This is a genomic window from Paenisporosarcina sp. P4_E4_2, assembly GCF_056401595.1.
Genome location: NZ_JBFUJC010000273.1, coordinates 1 through 4,193, shown reverse-complemented (window position 1 = coordinate 4,193; position 4,193 = coordinate 1). Strand labels below are relative to the sequence as shown.

Annotated in this window: 3 protein-coding genes; all 3 read right to left on the bottom strand. The window is 39.7% G+C overall.

The features are described from left to right. Positions 1–1,795 (bottom strand): DNA polymerase (locus tag AC1DSB_RS15235; RefSeq protein ID WP_477587027.1); only part of this gene is annotated, 1,795 nt, incomplete at its 3' end. A gap of 143 nt (positions 1,796–1,938) precedes the next feature. Further along, positions 1,939–2,922, bottom strand: a complete 984-nt coding sequence (gene hflC / locus AC1DSB_RS15230; protein ID WP_477531955.1) for a protease modulator HflC — start codon at positions 2,920–2,922, stop codon at positions 1,939–1,941. Beyond that, positions 2,922–3,881, bottom strand: a complete 960-nt coding sequence (gene hflK / locus AC1DSB_RS15225; protein ID WP_016426694.1) for an FtsH protease activity modulator HflK — start codon at positions 3,879–3,881, stop codon at positions 2,922–2,924. Before hflK ends, hflC begins: the two co-directional genes overlap by 1 nt. Between the last annotated feature and the right edge of the window lie 312 nt (positions 3,882–4,193).

Genomic DNA, 4,193 nt, shown 5'->3' with positions numbered 1-4,193 from the left:
CGTCGTCCTTGTGAATTTCTTTTAACAATCCTTCAATATACGTCGACTGCAATTTGCCCAACTGACGATACAAAAGGATATGGGAAATGACTTCATGCTTCCCTTCCAATTTCTCTAAAACGTCTGCGGCCGTTGAGTATCCTGTCTTCGTTTTTTTAAGAGGTGGAAGCCCAAGTTTTTCAAACAAGATTACACCTAGTTGTTTCGGTGAATTAATATTGAAGTTTTCACCTGCTGCATGATAAATGGTTTGTTCAATCTCCGTCAACTTCCCGGCTAAATCCTCACCAATATCCACCAGTGTTTGACGATTGACATTCACACCATCTGACTCCATCTTCCCGAGGATTGTAGCTAATGGTAACTCCAAATCATGATAAAGTTCATATTGCTCGTTTTCTTTCAGCTTATCATCCATTACTTTACGCAGTTTCCATACAGCCATTGCTTTTCTGACTACATGTTCTCCTAGTTCGGCGTCGCTAGGAACTGATTTCTTAGCACCTTTGCCATACACTTGTTCATTCGTTAATACTTCACTGTAGCCAAACTCCCGTGATAACACAGCTACATCATCAGATGTAATCCCTGGATTCACAATATAGGCAGCAAGGACAAAGTCGAATTCAACACCATCGAGCAGTACCCCATTGCGATGGAAAGCTGCAAGTGCCGCTTTGGAATCTACCAATTGTTTCTTTTTCGACGCATCAGCCAGCCACGTACGGAATGATTCACATGCAAACGCGTCCTCAACTTTCATAAAAAACGCATTTTTGTCATCAACAAGTGCGACACCCAACATATCAGCTGTATGATACTGCTCGTCATACAATTCCAGATGAACAGCCATTTCTTCTGAAAGTTGCTCTGTCGTAATTTCTGATATGTGCTTGAAAGAAATATCTGCTTTCGTTTCTTCCACTTGTGAATAGGTTGTTTTTTCTAACAGTGATTTGAAGGCCAGCTCCTGCCAAATTTTAATGACCTCATCCATATCGGGACCATTATAGGACAAATCTTCTAAAGAAATAGTGATTGGAGCTTGTGTTTCAATGGTTGCCAACACTTTACTCATTTTTGCCTGCTCTTCATTGGCCACTAGTTTTTCTTTTAATTTTGCTCCTTTGACACTCTCAAGGCCTTCGTACACACCATCAACCGAGTGATGTTCAAGTAATAGTTTGATTGCTGTCTTTTCACCGACACCAGGAACTCCTGGAATATTATCTGATGCGTCCCCCATTAATCCTTTCATATCAATGATTTGATTAGGGGTTAAGCCATACTTTTCTAGTATGTGCTCAGGTGTAWACTTCTCGATATCAGTCATGCCTTTACGTGTGATATAGACAGTCGTCGAGTCCGAAGAAAGCTGTGTAAGGTCTTTATCACCCGAAACAATAATCACTTCTTCTCCCTTTGCTTCAGCCTGTTTGCTCAACGTCCCGATTATGTCATCCGCTTCATACATCGGAAGCTCATATTGCGGGATTTGATATGCGCTTAATAGTTTTCGCAAATATGGAAACTGTTCCGAAAGCTCTGGTGGTGTTTTTTGACGGCCACCCTTATACTCACCGAAAGTCGTGTGCCTAAACGTGGTTTTCCCTGCATCAAATGCCACAAGCATATGTGTTGGTTGTTCTTCATCCAATATTTTTTGTAGCATCATTGTAAAACCATATACTGAATTTGTGTGGATCCCATGTTCATTCGTCAGTAATGGGAGCGCGAAAAATGCTCGATACGCTAAGCTATTTCCATCTAATAATAAAACTTTATTTTTGCTCACAGATTTTCCACTCCTCTACGTAAAAAAACGTCATCTTCCTTCATATTACCATGTTGGCAAGATGAAAGGAAAATGACGTCCTTTGAAATAAACAGTGTTATTGGTTTTTCAAATACAGCTTATGAAATGTCACTCCTAATAATCTATTCCAAGTAACCTGAAAGAATTTTTGCATAAGGAGAATCCGATGGCAAAATAATCATTGTATCATCACCAATTGTTTTCTTGTAGGATTCTAATGTTCGATATAAAGCATAAAATTCAGGGTCTTTCGAGAAAGATTGATTATAAATCTTGGCCGCTTCCGATTCACCTTCAGCTGCAATGATGGATGCTTCTTTTTGGGCAATTGCAACCATTTCCTGTACTTTGCGATCTGTAGATGCTTCAATTGTGCGCTTATCTGCATCCCCCTCAGACAGGTACTTCTGTGCTATGGATTGGCGTTCGGAAATCATGCGTGTATAAACGGATTGTTCGTTTTCTGGTGGGAGGTCCGTACGCTTCATTCGGACATCAATTACTTCTACTCCGTAATCATCGTCTTTCAGAAGCTCATTTACGCGTGCAGTCACGCGGTCATTCAAGCTTCCTCTCGAAGTGTTTTCATCATTGATGATTTCATCATAGTTCAGCTGTCCAAGTTCTGTCCGTACGACAGAGTATATAAACTCTTCCATTCGCGCTTCTGCATTCAACAAAGTTCCTGCACTCGTTATCATGGCTTTAGGTTCGCTAATTCGCCATACAGCGTAGTTATCAATGATAATTCGCTTTTTATCCTTAGTATTGATTTCCGCTTCCGAAACGTTATACGTCATCTGATAACGCGGTAAAGTAGAGACACTTTGGACAAACGGGATTTTCATATAAATTCCAGGCTCAAATCGAATATCCACCACTTCACCAAATTGGCGAACAACACGGTACTCATTTTCTTTAACAACATATATATTAGCGAGCAGGATAATTAGAACGGCAAATACGACGGTTAATGTAATAATGGTCTTCATATGTTTTTTTAAATTTGTAGGCTCTCGTGTTTTTGTTATTTTATTTTTATTATTGAATTGTTCATTGAACTTTTGTTCCAGGCTTGCGAATGGGTTCGGTTTGTTCGTGTCCATTAYTTGCCGCCTCCCTGCTCAGTTGTAACTGGTGGAACTTGTGTAGGTTGTTGTAATGGCAAGTACTTCACCGTTTCACCTGAATCATTCATGATGTAAATTTGAGCATTCGGCAAGACCGACTCCAATGTCTCAATGACTAATCGTTGTCTTGTGATTTCCTGATTGTTTCGATACTCTGCATAAAGTTTATTGAAGACAGCCACTTCTCCTGTTGCCTGCTGAATACGTGCTGTACGTTGGCCTTCAGCACGGGACTTAATGGCAGCAATCTCACCAATTGCTTCACTTTCACGCTGATTTTGATATTTCTTCGCTTCATTTGTTTTCGTGTTTTTCGTTTCACGCGCATCGGTTACGGCTGTAAAAGCAGAACGGACCTCTGCATTCGGCAATTCTACATCTTGTAGTTTTACACCTAAAATGGAAATACCAATATCATATTTTTCGATAAGCGTAGCAAGTAAGTCCCTCGTTTGAGCTTCAATATCTGCTTTTCCTGATGTTAAAGCTTCATCAATCATCGAACTCCCGATGATTGAACGGATAGATGCTGAAGTGGCATCATGCAAAATTTCCTGTGGGGCTTCTGAATTAAATAAATACTTTCCAGGGTCTGTGATTTTCCACTGTACAACCAAGTCAGTTAATACAATGTTTTCATCCCCTGTAATCATTTTTGTTTCGTTATCGTATGAATCAATTTCTCCATCTTCTGATTGCTTGTAGCCGAATCGCAGACTGAATGTCTCCTTCGATAGAATTTCTACTTTTTGCATGGGCCATGGCAATTTAAAATGCAATCCAGAATCTAGTATTGGCTCCTCTGCTTTCCCAAAAGTTATGACGACCGCTTGCTCCGATTCATCCACTGTATACCATGTAGTAAATATGGCAATAAGTGCAATGATTCCAGCCAAAGCCAAAGATGCAGTCGTTAAAATGCGCTTAACACTCATCTATGTATCCCTCTTTTCTTTTCACTCATTATTTCTACGATTAGATCAATATAAAGTTTCATAAAGTTTACTTTCATTGGAATTTTTCAGGACCCTCGATCCCAATCACCCATTCGAGACGAAATGAACAATTTATTACACATGAAAAAAGAACCCTTGAAATAGGGTTCTTTTTCCTGCCAAATGCGGTAATAGGGGGTTTCATAAATATCTTAACAAAGCATTATGAATCCACTGTGTAGAGCTTGTAAAGAACTTGTTAAGTTTATTGTTTTTTCGGAATGAGAATCTTAAATTGCGTACCTACTCCAG